At 68.2% G+C, this 14,986-nt stretch carries 15 protein-coding genes and 1 tRNA gene; 8 read left to right on the forward strand and 8 right to left on the reverse strand.

Annotated features, from left to right (window positions below):
• The first annotated feature begins 33 nt into the window (after positions 1-33).
• Entirely contained in the window at positions 34-432 is a 399-nt protein-coding gene (locus tag AAID08_RS03590) for an OsmC family protein (protein WP_049071273.1), read from the forward strand.
• Positions 433-509: 77 nt separating this feature from the next.
• Here AAID08_RS03590 and fabI read toward each other — a convergent pair whose 3' ends face one another.
• The 3 genes from fabI to gloB all read right to left on the reverse strand — a co-directional run bounded on the left by fabI (position 510) and on the right by gloB (position 3,666).
• Positions 510-1,295: an enoyl-ACP reductase FabI gene (gene fabI, locus AAID08_RS03595; protein WP_006388687.1), complete on the reverse strand. Its 786-nt coding sequence runs from the start codon at positions 1,293-1,295 to the stop codon at positions 510-512.
• Positions 1,296-1,418: 123 nt separating this feature from the next.
• The gene (locus AAID08_RS03600) at positions 1,419-2,837 is read right to left on the reverse strand and encodes a transglycosylase SLT domain-containing protein (protein WP_175143912.1); all 1,419 of its coding nucleotides are present in this window, start codon (positions 2,835-2,837) and stop codon (positions 1,419-1,421) included.
• A gap of 7 nt (positions 2,838-2,844) precedes the next feature.
• Positions 2,845-3,666 (reverse strand): hydroxyacylglutathione hydrolase, encoded by an 822-nt coding sequence (gene gloB, locus AAID08_RS03605; RefSeq protein ID WP_395757363.1) that lies wholly within the window; start codon positions 3,664-3,666, stop codon positions 2,845-2,847.
• 21 nt (positions 3,667-3,687) lie between these two features.
• Between gloB and AAID08_RS03610 the strand changes: the two genes are divergently transcribed.
• From AAID08_RS03610 to AAID08_RS03640, 7 genes are all read left to right on the forward strand, one after another.
• Positions 3,688-4,467 carry a class I SAM-dependent methyltransferase gene (locus AAID08_RS03610; RefSeq protein ID WP_064526180.1) on the forward strand — a complete coding sequence of 260 codons (780 nt, stop codon included), beginning with the start codon at positions 3,688-3,690 and terminating at the stop codon, positions 4,465-4,467.
• A gap of 49 nt (positions 4,468-4,516) precedes the next feature.
• On the forward strand, positions 4,517-4,978 hold the full coding sequence (gene rnhA / locus AAID08_RS03615; RefSeq protein ID WP_049071280.1) for a ribonuclease HI: 462 nt from the start codon (positions 4,517-4,519) through the stop codon (positions 4,976-4,978).
• A gap of 251 nt (positions 4,979-5,229) precedes the next feature.
• A complete protein-coding gene (locus AAID08_RS03620; protein ID WP_144657025.1) occupies positions 5,230-6,318 on the forward strand; it encodes an efflux RND transporter periplasmic adaptor subunit in 1,089 nt (362 codons plus the stop codon).
• A gap of 30 nt (positions 6,319-6,348) precedes the next feature.
• Positions 6,349-9,465, forward strand: coding sequence for an efflux RND transporter permease subunit (locus AAID08_RS03625; RefSeq protein WP_395757364.1), 3,117 nt, complete (start codon positions 6,349-6,351; stop codon positions 9,463-9,465).
• Positions 9,466-9,469: 4 nt separating this feature from the next.
• Complete coding sequence (gene dnaQ / locus AAID08_RS03630) at positions 9,470-10,192, forward strand: DNA polymerase III subunit epsilon (protein WP_064526175.1); 723 nt, start codon at positions 9,470-9,472, stop codon at positions 10,190-10,192.
• A gap of 61 nt (positions 10,193-10,253) precedes the next feature.
• A tRNA-Val gene (locus tag AAID08_RS03635) sits at positions 10,254-10,328 on the forward strand.
• A gap of 388 nt (positions 10,329-10,716) precedes the next feature.
• Entirely contained in the window at positions 10,717-10,884 is a 168-nt protein-coding gene (locus AAID08_RS03640) for a hypothetical protein (protein WP_006388695.1), read from the forward strand.
• A gap of 28 nt (positions 10,885-10,912) precedes the next feature.
• Here the strand turns inward: AAID08_RS03640 and AAID08_RS03645 are convergent, their stop codons facing one another.
• The 5 genes from AAID08_RS03645 to AAID08_RS03665 form a co-directional block, all read right to left on the reverse strand.
• Entirely contained in the window at positions 10,913-11,380 is a 468-nt protein-coding gene (locus AAID08_RS03645) for a YaiI/YqxD family protein (protein ID WP_064526173.1), read from the reverse strand.
• Positions 11,380-11,643: a hypothetical protein gene (locus tag AAID08_RS03650; protein WP_006388697.1), complete on the reverse strand. Its 264-nt coding sequence runs from the start codon at positions 11,641-11,643 to the stop codon at positions 11,380-11,382. The genes AAID08_RS03645 and AAID08_RS03650 overlap by 1 nt, the downstream gene beginning before the upstream one ends.
• Positions 11,644-11,685: 42 nt before the next feature.
• Complete coding sequence (locus AAID08_RS03655) at positions 11,686-13,188, reverse strand: TAXI family TRAP transporter solute-binding subunit (protein ID WP_395757365.1); 1,503 nt, start codon at positions 13,186-13,188, stop codon at positions 11,686-11,688.
• Positions 13,185-14,393 carry a sodium/glutamate symporter gene (gltS, locus tag AAID08_RS03660; protein ID WP_054503502.1) on the reverse strand — a complete coding sequence of 403 codons (1,209 nt, stop codon included), beginning with the start codon at positions 14,391-14,393 and terminating at the stop codon, positions 13,185-13,187. The genes AAID08_RS03655 and gltS overlap by 4 nt, the downstream gene beginning before the upstream one ends.
• A 66-nt stretch (positions 14,394-14,459) precedes the next feature.
• Entirely contained in the window at positions 14,460-14,957 is a 498-nt protein-coding gene (locus AAID08_RS03665) for a GNAT family N-acetyltransferase (RefSeq protein WP_175168064.1), read from the reverse strand.
• Positions 14,958-14,986: the final 29 nt, after the last annotated feature.

Below are 14,986 nucleotides of genomic sequence, written 5' to 3' on the forward strand. Positions count from 1 at the left end.
TGCGCGCCGCCCGCAACGCGAGGAATTCCGCCCATGACTATCCACGTGCGCCAGAACGCGCCCAAGACCCTGCAATTCACCGCCACGGCCGAAGGCCACGACCTGCCGCTGGACATGCCGCAGCCACAGGGCGCGGGCCCGGATCCACACGACTACTTCGATACGGCGCTGGGCGGCTGCAAGGCCATGACACTGATGGTCTACGCGCAGCGCAAGGGGCTGCCGCTGGAATCGGTGGGGGTGGACGTAGTGCGCGACGCCAGCGAGGAGCGCAAGGGCGTCTATCGCCTGACCGCCAAGCTGACGCTGCATGGCGAACTGTCGGACGCGCAGATCGATGAGCTTCTGGCCGTGGCCGAGAAATGCCCGATCCACAAGCTGATGACGGCGGTGGACGTGCAGGTCTCGACGCTGATCGTGCGGCCGGCCTGAGGGGCCGGCGGTCCCGGGCCAGCGGCGCTGCCGCCGCCGGCCCGCCTGGCCGGGCGCGGCGCCCGGCCAGGCAGGTCTTACTCTTCCATGCCCGGAACGATCGTCGAGAAACCGGCGTCCACGTGGGTGATTTCACCCGTGACGCCGGCGGCCAGGTCCGACAGCATGAATGCGGCGACGTTGCCGACGTCATCGATGGTGACGTTGCGGCGCAGCGGCGCCTGGGCCTCGACGAACTTCAGGATGGCCGAGAAGTCCTTGATGCCGCTGGCGGCCAGCGTCTTGATGGGGCCGGCCGAGATGCCGTTGGCGCGGATGCCGCGCGGACCCAGCGCCGTGGCCAGGTAGCGCACGCTGGCTTCGAGCGAAGCCTTGGCCAGGCCCATGGTGTTGTAGTTGGGCACCACGCGTTCGGCGCCCAGGTAGGTCAGCGTCAGCACCGAGCCGTTGCGGCCTTCCATCAGCGGCAGCGCGGCCTTGGCCATGGCGGCGAAACTGTAGGCCGAGATGTCGTGGGCGATGCGGAAGCCTTCGCGCGACAGGCCGTCCAGGAAATTGCCGGCGATGGCTTCGCGCGGGGCGAAACCGATCGAGTGCACCAGGCCGTCCAGGCCGTCCCAGCGCTTGGCCAGCTCGGTGAAGGTGGCTTCGATCTGGCTGTCTTCGGCGACGTCGCAGGGCAGCACGATGTCGCTGCCGAATTCGGCGGCGAATTCGGCCACGCGGTCCTTGAAGCGGTCACCGACGTAGGTGAAGGCCAGTTCGGCGCCCTGCTGGTGACAGGCGCGCGCGATGCCGTAGGCGATGGAGCGGTTGGAAAGCACCCCGGTGACCAGGATGCGTTTGCCGGCGAGAAAGCCCATGTGAGGTTCCTTTGATTTTTTTCCTGCTGGAGACCGCCTATTTTAAGGAGTTTGGCGGCCTCGCGGACAAAACGGCGCGGCGCCCGGGTGGGCGCCGCTGCGAAAGACGGATCGGCGGGGGAGTCAGCCGCGGGCGTTGGTGCCCGGCACGCGCAACTGGGCGCCGATCTTGAGGGCATTGCCCTTGAGGTTGTTCAGGGCGCGCAGCGCGTCCACCGAGGTGCCGTACTGCTTGGCCAGCGAGAACAGCGTATCGCCCTGGCGCACCTTGTGCGTGCGCACGTTGGGACGGGCGGCCGCGCCGCGCGCGGCGGGGGGCGCGGCCTTGCCGCGCGGCGCCGGCGCCTTGCTGGTGTTGACCGGGGCAGAATCGAGCGCGCCGACCGGCGCGGCCAGCGAGGCCAGTTGCACGCCGCCGGCGCCGGGGTCGCCCGGCACCAGCAATGACTGGCCCGAGGCCACCTTCTGGCGCGAGCCGATGTCGTTGGTCTCGCGCAGCTTGGCTTCGGTCACGCCGAAACGCTTGGCGATCGAGGCGTACGATTCGCCGCGGCGCGAGTGGTAGACCTTCCAGGCGCTCAGGTCGCCCTTGTAGTTGGTCAGGTTGGCGTTGAAGATCTCGACGCGGTCAGCCGGCAGCAGCAGGGTGGGGGCGTGGTCGCCGCGGATCACGGGCCGGTTGAACGACGGGTTCAGCGCCTTGAATTCGTCCAGCGGCATCTCGGCCAGCTTGGCGGCGATCTCCAGGTCGATGTCGCTATTCTTCTGCACCGTCACGAAGTACGGCGTGTTGCCGACCGGCGGCAGCGCCACCGCGTAGCGCTGCGGGTCGGCGATGATGTTCTTGATGGCCTGCAGCTTGGGCACGTAGTTGCGGGTCTCGTCCGGCATGTTCAGGGACAGGTAGTCCGTGGGCTGGCCGGCGGCCTCGTTCTTGGCCATGGCGCGCTGCACCGAGCCTTCGCCCCAGTTGTACGAGGCCAGCGCCAGGTACCAGTCGCCCTGCATCTCGAACAGCTTTTCCAGGTAGTCCAGCGCCGCGTTGGTCGAGGCGATGGGGTCGCGGCGCTCATCGCGCCACCAGTCCTGCTTCAGGTTGAAGTGCTGGCCGGTGGCCGGCACGAACTGCCACAGGCCCGAGGCCTGGGCGCGCGACAGCGCGGTCGGGTTGTAGGCGCTTTCGACGAAAGGCAGCAGTGCCAGCTCGGTCGGCAGGCCGCGGCGGTTGATCTCGTCGACGATGAAATACAGGTATTTGCCGGCGCGCTCGGCCATGCGCTGCACCGCCTCGGGGTGGGACGCGTAATAGTCGGTCCACTGCTGCGAGAGGTCGGTGTTCAGGTTGGGGATGGCGAAGCCGCGGCGGATGCGGTCCCAGGCGTCGACCGGCGGATTGGTCAGGTCGACCGTGCGGGACGTGTCGCGGGCGATGTAGCGCCCTTGGGAGTTGGTGGTGAGGTTCTTGCTGTCGTGGGATTTGGTTCCTGCGCAACCGGCGAGGACTGCCAGCAGAAGCGGCAGAAGGAGTCGGGAGAAATTCATCGGGCGGTCACTTGAAATCGTTCTTCCATTCACGAAGGGAGGCAAAAACCTCTACCGGCGTCGGGTGGTCGTGGCCGGCCCAGTTGCCTGCGGCGCGGACGACGTCAGCTTGCTGCGTGCGCAAAAACGGATTGGTCGCGCGTTCCTGGCCGATGGTCGACGGAAGCGTGGGGAGACCTTCTGCGCGTAATTGCCGGGCCCGCTGATACCACTGTTGCAGGGTGCGGTTGGCGGGTTCGACCGCCATGGCCCAGCGCAAGTTCGCTAGAGTGTACTCGTGTGCGCAAAAAACCTGTGTATCTGGCGGTAAAACAGAAAATTTTTCCAAGGAATCAGACATTTGCGCGGGGGTACCCTCGAAAAGCCGGCCACAGCCCCCGGCAAACAGGGTGTCTCCACAGAACAGCACAGGCTGTTTTCCCGCGGCCCGGCCGGTGTACGCGATGTGGCCCGCGGTATGCCCCGGCACGTCCAGCACCGTCAGGTCCAGGTCCAGCTCCGGCAGCACCACGCGGTCGCCCTCGGCCAGGGGAACATCGCAGCGCGGCAGCTTTTCGCGCGCCGGGCCATATACGGTGATATCGCCAATGCGGGACAATTCAAGCACGCCGCCCACATGGTCGCCATGGTGGTGCGTGAGTAGAATGGCGCGCAGCTTCAGGTCTTCACGGGCCAGCCATTGCAGTACCGGCCCGGCTTCGCCGGGGTCGACCACGGCGGCCAGGCCGTCGCGGACGATGGCCCAGATATAGTTGTCGGTGAAGGCGGGCAGAGGCAAGACCGCGGCGTTGCGCTCACGGCCGCCTGCGGGGGCGGTCAAGGCTTGCATGGGATTCGAAGGAATGAAGACGTGGCAGAAGAAACTCCGCCGATTGTAGAACTGGCCGAATGGTTCCAGACTCCGCCAGGGCAATACGCCCTGGCCTGGGAGCGCGCGCAGTTCGACGCGGCCGTGGCGGACGTCTTCGGATATTACGCCTGGCAGGTCGGCCTGGCCGACCTGAATCTGCTGCGCGCGAACCGCATGCCCTTCAAGGGCTATGTCGGCACGGAAACCCCCGCGCCCGAGAATATCGCCGCTTGGCAGTCGCGCGTGGTGCTGGCCCAGCCCGAAGCGCTGCCGTTCGAATCGCAGAGCGTCGACCTGCTGATCCTGCCGCACGCCTTCGAATGCACCAGCGAGCCGCACAACGTGCTGCGCGAGGTCGAGCGGGTGCTGGTGCCGGAAGGGCGGGTGGTGATCTCCGGTTTCAATCCCTGGAGCATGTGGGGCGCGCGCACCCGCATGCCCGGCATGGAGCCCTGGCTGCCGCAGCCGCCGTCGTCGCAGGTCTCCCTGCCGCGCCTGAAGGATTGGTTCAAGCTGCTGTCGCTGGAGGTCGAGCAAAGCCATTTCGGCTGCTACGCGCCGGCCTGCCGCAGCGAGAAATGGCTGCAGCGCTGGGGCTTCCTGGAATCGGCCGGCGCGCGCTGGTGGAGCCTGGGGGGCGCGGTCTACCTGGTGTCGGCCGTCAAGCGCGTGGCCGGCATGCGTATTATCGGCCCCGCCTGGAAAACCAAGCCCAAACGCGCCCGCGCCGCGTCGGTGGTGGTCAACCGCCAGGCCGGCGACGGCTTCGACCGCTCCTGAGCGGCGGGCCGGATTCATATCGAAAGAACAAGGACATACAAGCAGCGCCATGCAGGACAACAACGCGAACGACCAGAAAGTGGAAATGTGGACCGACGGCGCCTGCAAGGGCAATCCCGGTCCGGGCGGCTGGGGCGTGTTGATGCGCGCCGGCGCGCACGAAAAGACCATGCACGGCGGCGAGGCCCAGACCACCAACAACCGCATGGAACTGCTGGCCGTGATCGAGGGCCTGCGCGCGCTCAAGCGTCCGTGCACGGTCACCATCCACACCGACTCCCAGTACGTCATGAAAGGCATGACCGAATGGCTGGCCAACTGGAAGCGGCGCGGCTGGATGACGGCCGACAAGAAGCCGGTCAAGAATGCCGAGCTGTGGCAGTCCCTGGACGAGCAGGTGCGGCGTCACACCGTGTCGTGGCGCTGGGTCCGCGGCCACGCCGGCGACCCCGGCAACGAGCGCGCCGACCAATTGGCCAACCAGGGCGTCGAGTCGGTCCGGCGCGCTTGAACGACCCGCCGGGCGGCGCGGCGTGCCGCCTGGTGTCCGTCAATGACTGCGTGTTTTCACCGATGCGGATGCGCGGGCGTGGCCGCCCGCATCGGGAAATACCCTGGGTCGGCCGGTTTAGTGCTTTCAGCGCGCTTCAGGATTGTTCCAGGTTGTAAATCCGGTGCTAAAGTGCCAACCCTTGATCCTGTTCCTGCGGCGCCGTCCCAGCGGGGGATGCCTGGCACGCGCCGCGATACCGCCACATTCGCATGAAAAAAGCTGCATTGCTGGCCGCCATCGCGGCAGGAGTGGCCGCGGGGGCCGCTCTGGGCGTATTCGTGCCGCGCTGGCTCGCGCCGGCCGCCACGCCGGCGGCCAGCGCCGCCGCGCCCGCCAAACCCGTCTCCAAGGCGGCTCCAGTGCGGGTCGAAGTCTCCGCCGTTACGGAAATTCCGTTCGCCCGCGGCCTGTCGGCGGTGGGCAGCCTGCGCTCGGATGAGGCCGTGATGCTGCGGCCCGAAGTGGCCGGCCGCATCCAGTCGATCGAGTTCAAGGAAGGCCAGCCGGTCAAGCGCGGCCAGGCGCTGATCCGCCTGGACGATTCCGTGCCGCGCGCCGAACTGGCGCAGGCGCGCGCCAACCTGGCGCTGGCGCAGAGCCACTATCGCCGCGCCGTGGCGCTGCAGGCCAAGGGCTTCGTCAGCCAGCAGGCGCGCGACGAGTCGGCCAGCACGCTCAAGGTGCAGGAGGCCGCGGTGGCGCTGGCGCAGGCGCGGCTGGACAAGATGACCATCAGCGCGCCGTTCGCCGGTTTCGCCGGCCTGCGCAGCGTGTCGGTCGGCGACTACGTGAACCAGGGCCAGGACCTGGCGCCGCTGGAAGCGATCGACCCGCTCAAGGTGGATTTCCGCGTGCCCGAGATGTATCTGAGCAAGGTCGGCGTGGGCCAGCAGCTCACGCTGCGGCTGGACGCCTTGCCTGGCCAGGAACGTCCCGGCCTGGTGTATGCCGTCAGTCCGCTGGTCGACGCGGGCGGGCGCTCCATTCTGCTGCGCGCCACCGTGGCCAACGCCGATTCGCTGCTGCGTCCGGGCATGTTCGCGCGCGTGCAGTTGCTGTTCAACCAGGACAAGGCGCTGGTCGCGCCCGAGGCGGCGTTGTCGCCGTCGGGCGAGACCCAGTACGTATACCGCGTCAAGGACGGCGTGGCCGAGCGCCGCGAAGTCACCATCGGCGAGCGCCGCGAGGGCAAGGTCGAGATCCTGACGGGCGTGGCGGCTGGCGACGAGCTGGTGGTGTCGGGACTGCAGCGCGTCACCGATGGCGGCCCGGTGCAGATCGTAAAAAACGGCGCCTGACGCCATCTTCCCAGCGAACGGCGGCCCCTCATGCGTATCTCGGAAACCTGTATCCAGCGGCCAGTGTTCGCGTCGGTGCTGTCGCTGGTCATCGTGCTGATCGGGCTGATCTCGTATTCGCGCCTGACGGTGCGCGAATATCCGAAGATCGACGAGCCCATCGTGTCGGTGGACACGACCTACAAGGGCGCCTCGCCCGAGGTGATCGAGTCGCAGGTGACCAAGCCGCTGGAGGACCAGTTGGCGGGCATCGAGGGCGTGGACGTGATGACCTCGCGCAGCCGCTCCGAGCGCAGCCTGATCAACATCAAGTTCAACCTGTCGCGCAATCCGGACGCGGCGGCGGCCGAGGTGCGCGACAAGGTCTCGCGCGCGCGCCGCTTCCTGCCCGACGAAATCGACGAGCCCATCATCGGCAAGGTCGAGGCCGATTCGCAGCCCATCATCTACATCGCGGTCGAGTCCGGCGCGTATTCGGCGATCCAGACTTCCGACTACATCAACCGCTACATCAAGACCCGCTTGTCGGTGCTGCCCGGCGCGGCCGAGGTGCGCGTGTTCGGCGAACGCCTGCCGTCCATGCGCATCTACGTGGACCGCGACAAGCTGGCCGCCTACGGCCTGACGGTGCAGGACGTGGAGTCGGCGCTGCGCAGCCAGAACGTGGAGATCCCGGCCGGCCGCATCGAGTCGCGGGCGCGCGAGTTCTCGGTGGTGTCGTCCACCGACCTGCAGACGCCGGCGCAGTTCGAGAACGTCATCGTCGCCAACGTCAAGGGCTATCCGGTGCGGCTGCGCGACGTCTCCAAGGTCGAGATCGGCGCGGCCAACGACCGCATCCTCTCGCGCTTCAATGGCAAGCCGGCCATCAACATCGGCGTGACGCGCCAGTCCACCGCCAACCCGCTGGAGCTGTCCAAGGCCGCGCGCGAGGAAGTGGCGCGGCTGAACGAGAACCTGCCCGCGGGCATGAAGCTGACCATCGCCTACGACTCGTCGGTGTTCATCGAGCGCTCCATCGACTCGGTGTTCCACACCATTGGCGAAGCCATCGTCCTGGTGGTGCTGGTGATCTTCTTCTTCCTGCGCAACCTGCGCGCCAGCATCATTCCCATCGTCACCATCCCGGTGTCGCTGGTGGGCGCCTGCGCGCTGATGTACCTGTTCGGCTTCTCGATCAACACGCTGACGCTGCTGGCCATGGTGCTGGCCATCGGCCTGGTGGTGGACGACGCCATCGTGGTGCTGGAGAACATCTACCGCCACATCGAGGACGGCATGCCGCGCAAGGAAGCGGCGCTGCGCGGCTCGCGCGAGATCGGCTTCGCCGTGGTGGCCATGACCATGACCCTGGTGACGGTGTACGCGCCTCTGGCGTTCGCCACCGGCCGCACCGGACGCCTGTTCATCGAGTTTGCGCTGGCGCTGGCCGGCGCGGTGCTGGTGTCCGGCTTCGTGGCGCTGACGCTGACGCCCATGATGTGCTCGGTGCTGCTGCGCCACCAGAGCAGCCACAGCCGCTGGTACAACCTGATCGAAGGCTGGCTCAACGCCATGAGCAACGGCTACCGGCGGGCGCTGGCGCTGTCGCTGCGCCATCGCTGGGTGGTGGTGGCGATCGGCCTGGCGGTCGCGGCCGGCAGCGGCGTGCTGTTCAAGGTGGTCAAGAGCGAGCTGGCCCCGGTCGAGGACCGCGGCGTGGTGTTCGGCATCGTCAGTGCGCCGGAAGGCGCGACGCTGAACTACACCCTCGACAGCATGCTCGGCATCGAGCAGTTCTACGCGGCCATTCCCGAGGCCAGCGGCAGCCAGGTCACGGTGGGCTTTCCCACGGTGACCGACGGCACCGCCATCCTGCGCCTCAAACCCTGGGAAGAGCGCGGCCGCCGCCAGCAGGCCATCACCCAGGAGCTGCAGCCGCTGTTCTCGTCGCTGCCGGGCGTGCGCGCGTTCCCGACCAATCCGCCGTCGCTGGGCCAGTCGGCGCGTTCCAAGCCGGTCGAGTTCATCATCATGAGCCAGGCCTCGTACGCGGAGCTGTCGCGCCTGACCGAAGTGTTCCTGGCGGAGCTGCGCAAGTATCCCGGCCTGCTCAACCTGGACACCGACCTGCGCCTGAATACCCCCGAGCTGCGGGTGCGGGTGGATCGCGACAAGATGGCCGACGTCGGCGCCAACGTCGACACCGTGGGCCGTACCCTCGAATCGATGCTGGGCGGGCGCCAGGTGACCCGCTACAAGGACCAGGGCGAGCAGTACGACGTGATCGTGCAGGTCACGCCGCGCGACCGCGCCACGCCCACGGATATTTCCGGCATCCACGTGCGGGCGCGCGACGGCAGCATGGTGCAACTGGACAACCTGGTGGCCGTGCACGAAGGCGTGTCGCCGCAGTCGCTGAACCACTTCAACCGCCTGCGCGCGGTCAAGATCGACGCCGCCGTGGCCCCCGGCTACGCGCTGGGCGAGGTGCTGGCCCACATGCACCAGGTGGCGCGCGAAGTGCTGCCCAACACGGTCGTGACCGACCTGGACGGCCAGTCGCGCGAGTTCCGCGATTCGTCGGGCAGCATCTACCTGGTGTTCGCCATGGCGCTGGCCTTCATCTACCTGGTGCTGGCCGCGCAGTTCGAGAGCTGGCGCAACCCGTTCATCATCATGCTGTCGGTGCCGCTGTCCATGACCGGCGCGCTGCTGGCGTTGTGGCTGACCGGCGGCACGCTGTCGATCTACAGCCAGATCGGCCTGATTACGCTGGTGGGTCTGATCACCAAGCACGGCATCCTGATCGTCGAATTCACCAACCAGCTGCGCGACGAGGGCAAGGCGCTGTTCGAGGCCGTGACCGAGGCCAGCGTGCTGCGCCTGCGGCCGATCCTGATGACCACCGGCGCCATGGTGCTGGGCACCGTGCCGCTGGCGCTGTCCTCGGGCGCGGGCGCCGAATCGCGCCAGCAGATCGGCTGGGTCCTGGTGGGCGGGCTGATGCTGGGTACACTATTGACCTTGTTCGTCGTGCCGGTGGCCTACACCCTGATCGCCACCGCACGCAGGAAACCCGGCCCGGCCGGCAGCGCAGCGCATCCCCCGGCCGGCCCGGCGGATGGCCAGGCGCCGTCGGCGCCCGCGGCCCAAGCGTCGGAATAGCTTTATGCGCCAGATCATCTTTGACACTGAAACCACCGGGCTGGATCCCGCCCAGGGACACCGCATCGTCGAAATCGGCTGCGTCGAACTGGTCAACCGGATGGCCACCGGCAACAACCTGCACATCTACCTGAACCCGGACCGCGACAGCGACCCCGAGGCGCTGGCGGTGCACGGCCTGACCACCGAATTCCTGTCCGACAAGCCGCGCTTCGGCGACGTCGCCGACGAGTTCGTCAAGTTCATCCAGGGCGCCGAGCTGATCGCGCACAACGCCGCGTTCGACGTGAAGTTCTTCAACGCCGAGCTGGCCAAGACCGGCCGCGGCCCGATCACCGAGTACTGCGAAACGGTCACCGACTCGCTGCTGCACGCGCGCTCGCTGTTCCCGGGCAAGCGCAACTCGCTGGACGCGCTGTGCGACCGCTTCGGCATCTCCAATGCGCACCGGACGCTGCACGGCGCCTTGCTCGACTCGCAGTTGCTGGCGGAAGTCTGGCTGGCCATGACCCGCGGCCAGGACGCGCTGCTGATCGACGTCGACGACAACGACACGGGCGCGGGCGGTGGCGTGGTGCTGGCCAGGTTCGACGCCTCCGGCCTGCCGGTGGTCAAGGCCAGCGAGGCCGAACTGGCCGAGCACGAAACCTACCTGGCGGCGCTGGACAAGTCGGTTGGCGGCGAGTGCGTCTGGCGCAAGCTCGAGGCGCCGGTGGCGGCCGCCTGAAAGTTTTTTCCCGGCGACTTGCACACTTTCAAAAAAGCGTGCTAATATTTCGCCTCTTTCGGGGTGGTTAGCTCAGTGGTAGAGCACTGCCTTCACACGGCAGGGGTCACTGGTTCGAACCCAGTACTACCCACCAAAGACCCTCGAAGCGCATCGCCAGGCTTGAAAGCCGGCAGACGCGACTCGAGACCGGTGCAAGCGCTTTGCTCAAGCAAAGACGCAAACCCGAACGACAATGAAGCCAACCTTAGCGGGTTGGCTTTTTTGTTTTGCGCGCCGCCTTGATATGCCGCAAGCGCGACCGCCCGATTTGCGCGCCATCGTGCCCCGGGTTGTCTATGATGAAATCTGAAGTCGCAAATTTCGGCCCAAAGCTCGGCCTAAAGCGCGAGCCTAAAGCGCGAGCCCAAAGCGCGAGCCCAAAGCGCGTGGTCGGGCCGCGGCAACCGGATGTGGATGCAAAAGCAAGAGCAAAGGCAAACGCAGGCTGAGACGCGAAACGTGTCGTTTACCGGGAGACCTTCATGCACCCCAGCACCAACACCATGTTGATCATCATCGTCACGGGCGTGGCGCTCATGCTGCTCGGGTTTGGATTGCGCGACCGCAACATCGGCATGGGGTTGATGGGCATCGGCCTCATCACGGCCATCGGCACCATCATCTACAAGGCGTACATCACGTTCTATTGACGCCGCCGGGCGCGTGGTCCTGCGCGGTTCAGGCCTTGGGCGCGGCCAGCCGCGCCGCGCGCGCCAGCAGCGTGTCGAGCTGGTTGGCGAAGGCCTTGCGGTCCGCCTGGCTGAACGAAGACGGTCCGCCCGTGTCCACGCCGCTCGCGCGCAATTCCTCCATCATGTCCCGCAGGGCCAGCCGTTCGCGGATGGTCTCCGGCGAATAGCGTTCGCCGCGCGGGTTCAGCGCCATGGCGCCTTTTTCAAGTACCTGCGCCGCCAGCGGGATGTCGCCCGTGATCACCAGGTCGCCGGCCGCCGCGCGTTCGGCGATGTGGGCATCGGCCACGTCGAAGCCGCGCGGCACCTGCACCGCGCGTATCAGCGGGGAGGGCGGCGTATGCAGCGCCTGGTTCGCCACCAGGGTCAGGGGCACCTGCCAGCGCTGCGCGGCGCGGAACAGGATGTCCTTGATGACCCCGGGGCAGGCGTCGGCGTCGACCCAGATATGCATCAGCCCAGGGCCTTCTGCAAGGCCTCGGCGATGATGTCGTTGGTGCTCAGGCCGCGTTCGGCGGCCGCCGCGCGCAACTGGTCCGCCTGGGCCTGCGACAGCTTCAGCGGAAACGGCACCAGGCCGGCGGCCTGGTCGAGCTTGCGCTGTTCACGGCGGTCGGGCACCTGCGAGGCGGCGCCGAAACGGTCGGGCGTGCCGGCTTGCTTGAGTTGGCCGGCCAGTTTCAGCGCCTGGTTCTTTTGCAGATCGAATTTGTTCATGGATATTCCTGATTGGGAGCGCCATCATAAGCGCAAGCGCCGTCAGCGGGGTTTGGCATTCTCCAGCGCGGCCAGGCCTTCTTCCGCGCCGTCGTGCAGCGGCACGGTCAGGCCGCGCCGGGCGTTGGCGACGTTTACCTGGGCGCCCTGGGCCGAGCCGGCCGCCAGCAGGTCCTGCCCGGTCTGGTAGACCGCCCGCACCACCTGCAGGGCTTCGTCGCGGGTCAGCGCCGAGGTGGTCAGCAGCAGCGCCGCGGTGCCGATGGTGGCGACCGGGTCGGGCTGGTTCGGATAGGTGCCCGCCGGGATATCCAGCGGCATCAGCCCGTTGTCCTGCGCGGCCAGCGCCTGGACCGCGGCCGGATCGAGCGGCAGCAGTTTCAGGTGCGCCTGGGTCAACGCGTCGCGCAGGGGCGTGGCGGGAATGCCGATCACCTGCGCCGCGGCATCGATCGCGCCGGCATTGAGCGCCGGCAGCGAGGCGGTGAAAGGCGTGGGAATCGCCTCGTAGTCGCGTCCGGCCTGCAGGCCATGCGCCGCCAGCACCGCCTCCAGCGTGGCCCGCACCGCCGAACCCTCCGCGCCGAGCGCGATCTTCCTGCCTTTCAGGTCGCGCACGCCGCGCAGGCTGGCGTCGTCGCGCACGACGATATGCACCATTTCGGGATAGAGGCTGCCCAGCGCGCGCAGGCCGGCGAACGGACCTTGCGAGGCGAACGGGCCGCGGCCCTCGTACGCCAGTTTGGCGGTGTCGGCCTGGGCCAGCCCGACCACGGCGTCGCCGCTGCGCAGCAGGGCGATGTTTTCGGCGCCGCCGCCGGTGATCAGCGGCGTGACGCGGATCTGGCGCGCCTGGCCCACCGCGCCCAGCGCCCGCGCGAAGGTGACGTACTCGCCGCGGTCGGGGCCGCCGGCCAGCGGATAGCCTTGCTGCATGCGCGCCAGCCGGCCGTTGATGCGGGCGACGGAGCGCTCCAGTTCCTGCTGCACCACGTGCTGCGCCGTGCTGGAGGCGTTGTAGGCGACCGAATGAGTGATCTGGTCCAGCGTTTCGAGCAGCCGCTGCGTCACGGGCGGCGGCGCGCCGGTATCGAGCGAGGGCGCTTCGGCGGCCTTGAAGCCGGCGGGCGTCACCAGCTCCCAGGCCTCGGCCGCTTTGCGGTAGATGGCGCTGGCATGCGCAACGATCCGGTCGCCGGCCTGGTTGCCGCTGGATTTCACGCCGCTGATACTGCGCGGGCCCGCGCCCAGCAGCGTCACCAGCGCGGCGGCCCCAGGCTGGTCCCAGGCGCCCAGCGCGATGTCGCGCGTCACTTCCAGCCGCAGGTCGTAATAGACCACGCGGCGGGTCTCGCCGGCCGGCGCATTGCTGTCGGCGGCGGACCCCATGCGCTTGATTTCATCGATGCGGAACAGGTCCGCGCCATAGGTGGCGGCCAGGCCGCGTTCGACATCGGCGCGCAGCGTATCGACGTCGGGGGCGCGGCCGCAGGCGGCCAGGAGCAGGCACAGGGCCAGCAGGAAGAAGCGCTTGAGCATGATCACATCCCTCCCACGAACGGCAGGGAGATCAACGAGGTCAGGACGATCACGTTGAGGATGTCCACCAGGAACGCGCCCGTCACCGGCACCACGATGAAGGCCTGCGGCGCGGGGCCGTGGCGCCGCGTCAGCGCCTGCATGTTGGCGATGGCGGTGGCGGTGGCGCCCAGCGAAAAGCCGCAGAACGCGGCCGACATGATGGCGGCCTCGTAGTCGCTCCTGAGCAGGCGGAACACCACCCAGGCCGAATACAGCGCGCAGAACAGCGTCTGCACCGCCAGGATCAGCGCGAGCGGCCCGGCCAGCCGCGCCACGCTGCCCAGGTCCAGCGTCATCATCGTCATGGCCAGGAACAGCGACAGCGTGATGGTGCCGATGATCTCGGTGGCGCGGTCATCCAGCTTCAGGCCCAGCCGCTCGCCGCCGTTGCGGATCAGCACGCCGGTCGCCAGGCACCAGAGGAAATTGGGCAGGCTGACCGGCGCGCCTTCCACCAGCGTGGCCAGGTAGCCGCCCGCCACCAGGCAGACGAAGGCGGCGGTCATCGAGGTGATGAACGAGGCCGCCGTCGATGGCGGTTGCGTCCCGGTCAGGTCGGGCGCCTCGTGGCCCGCCGTCGCGCGGCGATCCAGGCTGCCGGCCAGCTTGTGGCGGCGCATCAGCCATTCCGCCACGGGGCCGCCGACCACGCCGCCCAGCACCAGGCCGATGGTCGCCGCCGTCATGGCCAGCGCCATGACGTCCTGGATATTGTTGACGTCGGCAAAACGGGTGGCGTAGGCCGCGCCCGTGCCGTGGCCGCCGACCAGTGTGATGGTGCCGCCCAGCAGCCCCATCAGCGGATGCATGTCGAGCAGCCAGGCCATGCCCAGCCCGACCGCGTTCTGCAGCACCAGGAAGGGGATCAACGCCAGCAGGAAGGCGATCAGCCGCGGGCCGCCCTTGGCCAGCAGCTTCAGGTTCGCCGTCAGGCCGATGCAGCCGAAGAACAGCAGCAACAGGGTCGGTTTGATGCTGGTTTCCAGGGACACGGCGTGGCCGCCCCAGGTCGATAGCGCGTAGGCGCCGATCGCGAACAGCAGACCGCCGACGATTGGGTCCGGGATGCTGTAGCGCGCCAGCACGCCGATGCGGGTGGTCAGGACGCGGCCGATGGCCAGCACCAGGCAGCAGGCCAGCAGGGATTGGACGGGCGAGAGTGAAATCATGGAAACCTTCGTGCCTCGCGGGGCAACGGACGAGAGAGGCGGGCGCGCGTGGCCCCCCGGGGGAGGTCAGAGCGGAAAGGCGCGCGCCATGTAACTGGCCTGCGGGCCATAGCCCTCGAGCTTGACGGCCAGATCGCGGCCGCCGCCGGCGACCGGCGCATAGCCATGACGCAGCCAATAACCCACGGCCGAGCCCAGCGACACCAGGCTGGCGCGTCGCAGGCCCGCCTGCGTGGCGTGCCCGGCCGCGGTGCGCAGCAGGGCCTGGCCCACGCCCAGGCCCTGCGCCGAGGGCGCCACGGCGCAGTCGTGCAGGAACCAGTGGTCGGCGGGCTCCGGCAGCGTGGTCAGCGGCGCGTCCAGGGTCGGCGGCAGACCGGCGTCCCACGGATACGAAACCAGATAGCCCAGCAGCCCGTCCCGCGGCGTGGCGGCTTGCGCCACCCAGCAGTGCGCCGGGGCCAGCGCCAGCCGGTTCAGGAAGAAATCAGCGCTTTCCAGGAGGAACCCCGGATAGGCGCCGGCCTGGACTTCGAGGATGGCGTCCACGTCGCCGGCCAGCATGGGGCGGACTCGATATTGCATAACACCCT

Source organism: Achromobacter sp. EB05, assembly GCF_044232075.1.
Taxonomy (GTDB): Bacteria; Pseudomonadota; Gammaproteobacteria; order Burkholderiales; family Burkholderiaceae_B; genus Achromobacter; species Achromobacter dolens.

Coding starts and splice junctions, on each gene's coding strand:
- gloB (WP_395757363.1), bottom strand. CDS start 3,666: ATGCAAGCCTTGACCGCCCCCGCAGGCGGCCGTGAGCGCAACGCCGCG.
- fabI (WP_006388687.1), bottom strand. CDS start 1,295: ATGGGCTTTCTCGCCGGCAAACGCATCCTGGTCACCGGGGTGCTTTCC.
- AAID08_RS03590 (WP_049071273.1), top strand. CDS start 34: ATGACTATCCACGTGCGCCAGAACGCGCCCAAGACCCTGCAATTCACC.
- AAID08_RS03640 (WP_006388695.1), top strand. CDS start 10,717: ATGCACCCCAGCACCAACACCATGTTGATCATCATCGTCACGGGCGTG.
- dnaQ (WP_064526175.1), top strand. CDS start 9,470: ATGCGCCAGATCATCTTTGACACTGAAACCACCGGGCTGGATCCCGCC.
- gltS (WP_054503502.1), bottom strand. CDS start 14,393: ATGATTTCACTCTCGCCCGTCCAATCCCTGCTGGCCTGCTGCCTGGTG.
- AAID08_RS03600 (WP_175143912.1), bottom strand. CDS start 2,837: ATGAATTTCTCCCGACTCCTTCTGCCGCTTCTGCTGGCAGTCCTCGCC.
- AAID08_RS03620 (WP_144657025.1), top strand. CDS start 5,230: ATGAAAAAAGCTGCATTGCTGGCCGCCATCGCGGCAGGAGTGGCCGCG.
- rnhA (WP_049071280.1), top strand. CDS start 4,517: ATGCAGGACAACAACGCGAACGACCAGAAAGTGGAAATGTGGACCGAC.
- AAID08_RS03650 (WP_006388697.1), bottom strand. CDS start 11,643: ATGAACAAATTCGATCTGCAAAAGAACCAGGCGCTGAAACTGGCCGGC.
- AAID08_RS03625 (WP_395757364.1), top strand. CDS start 6,349: ATGCGTATCTCGGAAACCTGTATCCAGCGGCCAGTGTTCGCGTCGGTG.
- AAID08_RS03665 (WP_175168064.1), bottom strand. CDS start 14,957: ATGCTGGCCGGCGACGTGGACGCCATCCTCGAAGTCCAGGCCGGCGCC.
- AAID08_RS03645 (WP_064526173.1), bottom strand. CDS start 11,380: ATGCATATCTGGGTCGACGCCGACGCCTGCCCCGGGGTCATCAAGGAC.